The following is a 5,960-nucleotide window of genomic DNA, read 5'->3' as shown; positions in this document are numbered from 1 at the left end:
GATCGCGGGGCGCGCTTAGCGAACGACTTGCGGCGGGGTGGCGCGCCCGGTCAAGCGGCGGGCGAGGGGGCCGGGGAGCCGGCGAGTTGACTTGGCGCAGACCGGCGGTACGGTGGCCTGACCACCAGACCACGGGCAGCCATGCAGCCGGATGCCGCCCCACCCACGCGCTTCAAGGTCATCCAGGCGCGCCGGGTCTATGCGCAGATCGCGGAGCAGGTCGCGGAGCTGATCCGCACGGCCGAGCTGAAGCCGGGGGACCGGCTGCCGGCGGAGCGGGACCTGGCCAAGCAGTTCGGGGTCAGCCGGCCCTCGGTGCGCGAGGCGATGATCGCGCTCGAGGCGGCGGGCCTGGTCCAGGTGCGCCCGGGGGAGGGCATCTTCGTCCAGGACCGCCCGGCGCAGGCGCCGTCGATCGCGCGTGAGGCGGCGCCGAGCTGGCTGGAGCAGCTGGAGGCCTGCAGCCTGATCGAGCCCGAGGTCGCGGCCCTGGCCGCGCGCAGCGCGGAGCCGGGCCATATCGCCGATCTCGCCGCCGCCGTGGCGCGGATGAGCGTCGCGGATCCGGATGGCGACATCGCCGCGGATGCGCGCCACCAGTTCCACCTCGTCCTGGCTCAGGCGTGCGGCAACAGCTTCATGGCCAAGACCGTGAAGGAGCTGTGGGACCTGCGCCGGGGTGCCATGTGGGAAGGGATCCGCAAGCGCCGGCACGACCCGGCCCGCCACCGGCTCGCCAACGGGCTGCGCGGCGAGATCGTGACCGCGCTGACGGACAAGGACCCCGTCCTGGCCAGGCGGGCCATGAAGCGGCTCTGCCAGGAGATTCGATCCCGGTATTTCAGCGACTGACCCGTGGTGCGCCGCCACCGCTCTACCAGACCCGCGACCCGCGGCAACGACCAGATCAGGGAGGCCGGATGACCGGCGACATCGAACGACGCACCATGCGCAAGGTGCACCTGAACGTGCTCCTGCTGGCCCTGCTCTTCCAGGTCTTGAACTATTTCGACCGGGTGAATCTGAGCTTCGCAGCACTCACCATGGGGCCGGAGATCGGCCTCACCGCCATCCAGTTCGGCATCGGCGCCAGCGTCTTCTTCGTCAGCTACGCGCTCTTCGAGATCCCCAGCAACCTGGCGATGCACCGCTTCGGCGCCAATGTCTGGATCGCGCGGATCCTGATCAGCTGCTCGATCACCGCCATGATGATGGCGCTGGTCAGCGGTCCGCTCAGCTTCTACCTGGTCCGCTTCCTGTTCGGCGCCGCCGAGGCCGGGCTGATCCCCGGCCTGATGCTCTACGTCACCTACTGGTACCCGCAGTCACACCGTGCCTTCGCGACCGCGGTGATCACGACCGGGGTGGGGATCGTGGGCGTGCTGGCCGGCCCGGTTTCCGGCCTCATCATCGACGCCACGGACGGCATGCTCGGCCTGAGCGGCTGGCGCTGGATGTTCATCCTGGAGGCAGCGCCGCTGCTCCTGATCGGCATCGGCGCCCGCTACTGGCTGGCCAACGACCCGGCCACCGCACCCTTCTTGGCGCCGGACGAGCGCCAATGGCTGAGCGAGCGGATGGCCAAGGAACGGGCGCAGCTCGATGGCCATGGCCGGCTGGGCGAAGCGGTGCGCAATCCGCGGGTTTGGCTGCTGGGCCTGATCTATTTCCTGTTCCTGGTGGCCGTGTACGCGCTGCAGATGTGGCTGCCGCAGATCATCAAGTCGGTGGGCGACACCAGCAACCTGACCGCGTCGCTGCTGTCCGCTGGGCCCCCGTTTTTGTCGGTGATCTTCGCCATCCTGCTGGGCCTGAGCTCCGACCGCCACCAGGAGCGGCGCCTGCACCTGGCGCTGCCGCTGATCATCGGCGGCGGCCTCCTGATCGTCAGCACGACGGTGACCAGCCCGGCCCTGGCCTATCTGGTGCTGTGCTTGGCCTGGGGCAGCCTGTTTGCACCACTGGGCATCTTCTGGGCGATGGCGGGCTCGTTTTTGACCGGCGTCGCCGCGGCGGCCGGCCTCGCTTTGATCAACACCCTGGCCCAGTTCGGCGGCCTCGTCGGCCCCACCCTCATCGGCTACGCCAAGGACTGGACCGGCGACTTCGCCATGGCGATCGCGCTGATCGGCTGCTTCCCGATCGCTGCGGGCCTCCTCGCACTCGCCCGCGGCCGCCAGCCGGCAGCACGGCTGCGCCAGGCATGACCACCAGGACAAAAAAGGAGAGCTCGATGCGCACGCAGCGGATGGTCCGCCACCCGGTCCGCAAGGTCTGGGACGAGGGCAGGGTGGCGCTCACCTCCTGGTGCTCGATCCCCAGCCCCTACACTGCCGAAGCCCTGGCCCTGCTCGACTATGACTGCATGGTCATCGACATGCAGCACGGCATGATCGACTTCTCCGACATGGTGCGGATGCTCCAGGGCATCGAGGCGTCCGGCCTGTCCGCGATGGTCCGGCTGCCCTGGAACGATGTGGGCCTGGCCCAGAAGGTGCTGGATGCCGGGGCCAGCGGCCTGATCTGCCCGATGATCAACAACCGCGAGGAATGCGCACGCTTCGTCGGGGCCTGCCACTACCCGCCCCTGGGCTATCGCAGCTTCGGCGGGCTGCGCTCGTCCAGCTACTATGACGAGATCGGCGAGGTGTTCACCAGGTCGCGCGAAGCCATCCTGGTGTTCGCGATGATCGAGACCGTGGAGGGGATGAAGAATGCCGAGGCGATCGCCTCGGTGCCGGGGCTGGACGGGATCTTCTTCGGCCCGGCCGACCTGTCCGCCTCGGCCGGCCGGGCACCCGCCGTGGGTGTGAACGACGGCTTCATCGACGAGGCGCATCGCACGATCATTGATCTCTGCCGCCGCCATCGCCTCAAGGCGGGCATCAACGCGATGAGCCCGCAGGCGGCGGCCAGCCTGGCCGAGACCGGTTACGAGTTCATCCCGCTGCACTCGGACCTGGGGCTCCTGCGCGAGCTCGGCACCGCGACCCTGCGCGAGACGAGGGCGGCCCTGAACGGAGCGCGGCCCACCCGGGCCTGAGCCCGGGTCGATGCGGGCGGTCTGCAACCACTATCGACAACTTCTTGACTGGTAGGTAAGTTTCATTCACGCGGTATGGCGGCTCTGGCCGCCCCGCCCTCGATGGCCGCAGCAAGCGGGCCGACCAAGAAAGCGAGCCGCCTGCAAGGCAGGCCGGCAGTCAGGGAGAACAGCATGAACGGCATGCCGCGATGGCCGAGCGGATGATCACGCGCGCTCGATGACCCGGCACGGCGGGCCAGCCTCGCCGTCCGGTTCGTTCGCCCCCAGCAAGGATGGTCGCCCATGGCCGTTCAAGGACCAGCGCCCGTGGCAAGATGCGTCGACGGGATGAACTTCGCCCTGCGCTGCATCGCCGGCGTGCTGATGATCGTGGCGACCGTCGCCATCAGCTATCAGATCATCATCCGGTTCGTGCTGACAACCTTCGAGATCCGGGTCTCGGCCCCCTGGACCGAGGAGATCGCGCGCTACTGCTTCATCTGGTCGGCCTTCCTGGGGGCCGCGACCCTGTGCCGGACCAACGGGCTGATCTCGGTCGACTTCCTGACCGTCGTCCTACCGCCGAAGCTCTCGCGCCTGCTGCAGATCGTGGTCACCCTGACCTGCATCGGCTTCTTCCTGGTGCTGGCCTGGGTGGGCTGGGAGTGGACCGCGATGAGCTTCTTCGAAGCCTCGCCGGTCCTGCGCCTGCCGATGGCCTATGTCTACGGCGCCATGCCGGTGGGCGGTGCCATCGCCGCGCTCAATTTGGTGATGCTGCTCACCGAGCAGCTCCGGCAGGCCAGGCCTGAGCCTCGCCGGCTCGACACGATCCCGGCGGAGTAGGTCCATGGCCATCGTCCAGCTGGTGGGCGGCCTGCTCGCCCTGTTCCTCCTTTCCGTGCCGATCGCGGTCTCGCTCGGCATCGTCGCGTTCGCGACGCTCCACAGCGGCGGCATCCCACTGGTGGCGGCCGTCCAGACCGTCTTCGAATCGATGGACAGCTTCTCGCTGATGGCGGTGCCCTTCTACATCATCGCCGGCAACATCATGCAGGCAGGCGGCATCTCCGAGCGACTCCTGGCCCTGGCCAACGCGATCGTGGGCTGGGTGCGCGGCGGACTCGGCGCATCGGCCACGCTCACCAGCATGTTCTTCGCGACGATCTCGGGCTCGTCCTCGGCCACCACCGCCGCCATCGGCACGATCACCATCCCGGCCATGGTGCAAAAGGGCTATCCGCGTCCGTTCGCGACCGCGGTCGTGGCGGCATCCGGCGAGCTGGGCGTCATCATTCCGCCCTCCCTGCCGATGATCATCTATGGCCTGGTGATCGGCGTCTCGGTCTCCGACCTGTTCATCGCCGGGATCCTACCCGGGATCATGATCGGCTGCTCGCTGATCCTGGGCACCGTGATCGCGGCGCACTGGCGGCAGTTCGACGAGGTCGAGCGGATCACGCCCAGGCAGTGGCTGAGCAACCTGCTCAGGGCCTTCAAGAGCTCCGGCTGGGCGCTGGCCATGCCGGTCATCATCCTAGGCGGGATCTATACCGGGATGTTCACGCCGACCGAGGCCGCGGTGGTGGCGATCGTGTATGGCCTGTTCGTCAGCATCTTCATCTATCGCCAGCTCACGCTGCGCATGGCGGTCGACGTCTTCATCCGCAGCGCGGTGATGTCCGGCGGCCTCCTCCTGATCGTGGGCTTCGCCTCGGCCTTCGGCTTCGTGCTGACGCTGAACGAGATCCCGCACCAGGTGGGCGCCTGGATCACCTCGGTGGTCGGCTCAGCGGTGGGCTTCCTGCTCCTGGTCAACGTCCTGCTGCTGATCGTCGGGCTGTTCATGGAGACGCTGGCGGCGATCATCATCCTGGCCCCAATCCTGGCGCCGATCGCGCTGCAGTACGGCGTCGATCCCCTGCACTTCGCCTTCATCATGATCGCGAACCTCGCGGTCGGCATGGTCACCCCACCCGTCGGCGTGAACCTGTTCATCGCCTGCGAGATCGCCGGCCTGCGCATCGACCAGATCGTGAAGTGGCTGCTCTACTTCCTGGCGATCCTGATCATCGACGTGCTGCTCATCAGCTTCATTCCCGGGATCTCCATGTTCTTCCTGCGCTGAACTCGACCACCGCAGGCGGCGCGGCCGCCGCGACACCCATCGGGAGGTGACTCCATGAAGAAGCTCCTGGCCTCGATTCTGTGCGCCACGGCACTCGCCGTCGCGGCTCCGGCCGATGCCGCCACCGAGCTGAAGTTCGGCCATGTCCTGAAAGAGGACAGCTGGTATCAGCAGGTCGCCGTGAAGTTCAAGGAACTGGTCGAGGAGCGCAGCAAGGGCGACGTCACCGTCACGATCTTCCCGAACGGCCAGCTCGGCGGCGAGGCGAAGATGATCCAGAGCGCGCGCGTGGGCGCCATCTCGCTGGGGGTCGCCTCCTCACCGATCTTCGAGCCGACCGTGCCCGAGTTCGCGGTCCTGTCCCTGCCTTATCTGTTCGACGACGCCGCGCAGGCCAACGCCAGGCTCGCCAGCGATGCCGGCCAGGCGATGCTCGACCTGCTCGACCAGCACGGTGTCGTCGGCCTCGGCTTCTTCTCGGCGGCCGAGCGTGACGTGTTCGGCAAGACGGCGATCCGTTCGGCGGCCGACCTGAAGGGCCTCAAGATCCGCGTGCCGCAGTCGCCGAGCTTCGTCGACACCTATGAGGCCATGGGCGCGCAGGCGACCCCGATGGCCTATACCGAGCTCTACCTGGCGCTGCAGAACGGCGTGATCGACGCGGCCGACACCAGCGCCGATGTCTATGTCTCCGACCGGTTCTTCGAGGTAAGCAAGTATTTCAACCTCACCCGCGTCCACTACGCGGCACCGGTCCTGTTCATGTCGAAGCTGCAGCTCGACCGGCTGAGCGAGGAGCACCAGCAG

6 protein-coding genes are annotated in these 5,960 nt (G+C 67.8%); all 6 read left to right on the top strand.

Annotated elements, in window-relative coordinates; all coding sequences use genetic code 11:
* The first annotated feature begins 141 nt into the window (after positions 1-141).
* Positions 142-852 (top strand): FadR/GntR family transcriptional regulator, encoded by a 711-nt coding sequence (locus EQG76_RS29395; protein WP_159718795.1) that lies wholly within the window; start codon positions 142-144, stop codon positions 850-852.
* Positions 853-920: 68 nt separating this feature from the next.
* Positions 921-2,207: an MFS transporter gene (locus tag EQG76_RS29390; RefSeq protein ID WP_159718793.1), complete on the top strand. Its 1,287-nt coding sequence runs from the start codon at positions 921-923 to the stop codon at positions 2,205-2,207.
* A 26-nt stretch (positions 2,208-2,233) separates the two neighbouring features.
* Complete coding sequence (locus tag EQG76_RS29385; protein ID WP_159718791.1) at positions 2,234-3,043, top strand: HpcH/HpaI aldolase family protein; 810 nt, start codon at positions 2,234-2,236, stop codon at positions 3,041-3,043.
* A gap of 309 nt (positions 3,044-3,352) precedes the next feature.
* The gene (locus EQG76_RS29380) at positions 3,353-3,871 is read left to right on the top strand and encodes a TRAP transporter small permease (protein ID WP_159718789.1); all 519 of its coding nucleotides are present in this window, start codon (positions 3,353-3,355) and stop codon (positions 3,869-3,871) included.
* Between the two features lie 10 nt (positions 3,872-3,881).
* Entirely contained in the window at positions 3,882-5,153 is a 1,272-nt protein-coding gene (locus EQG76_RS29375) for a TRAP transporter large permease (RefSeq protein WP_407925587.1), read from the top strand.
* A gap of 54 nt (positions 5,154-5,207) precedes the next feature.
* The coding region (locus EQG76_RS29370; RefSeq protein WP_159718785.1) for a TRAP transporter substrate-binding protein at positions 5,208-5,960 on the top strand (753 nt) is incomplete at its 3' end.

It is taken from the genome of Geminicoccus flavidas (assembly GCF_009806515.1).
Classification (GTDB): Bacteria; Pseudomonadota; Alphaproteobacteria; order Geminicoccales; family Geminicoccaceae; genus Geminicoccus; species Geminicoccus flavidus.
The sequence above is the reverse complement of the archived record's forward strand: the minus strand, read 5'-3'. Positions and strand labels throughout refer to the sequence as shown.

Bases quoted from the DNA above. Each gene is read 5' to 3' on its own strand.
- EQG76_RS29385 (WP_159718791.1), top strand. From the start codon at position 2,234: ATGCGCACGCAGCGGATGGTCCGCCACCCGGTCCGCAAGGTCTGGGAC.
- EQG76_RS29390 (WP_159718793.1), top strand. From the start codon at position 921: ATGACCGGCGACATCGAACGACGCACCATGCGCAAGGTGCACCTGAAC.
- EQG76_RS29395 (WP_159718795.1), top strand. From the start codon at position 142: ATGCAGCCGGATGCCGCCCCACCCACGCGCTTCAAGGTCATCCAGGCG.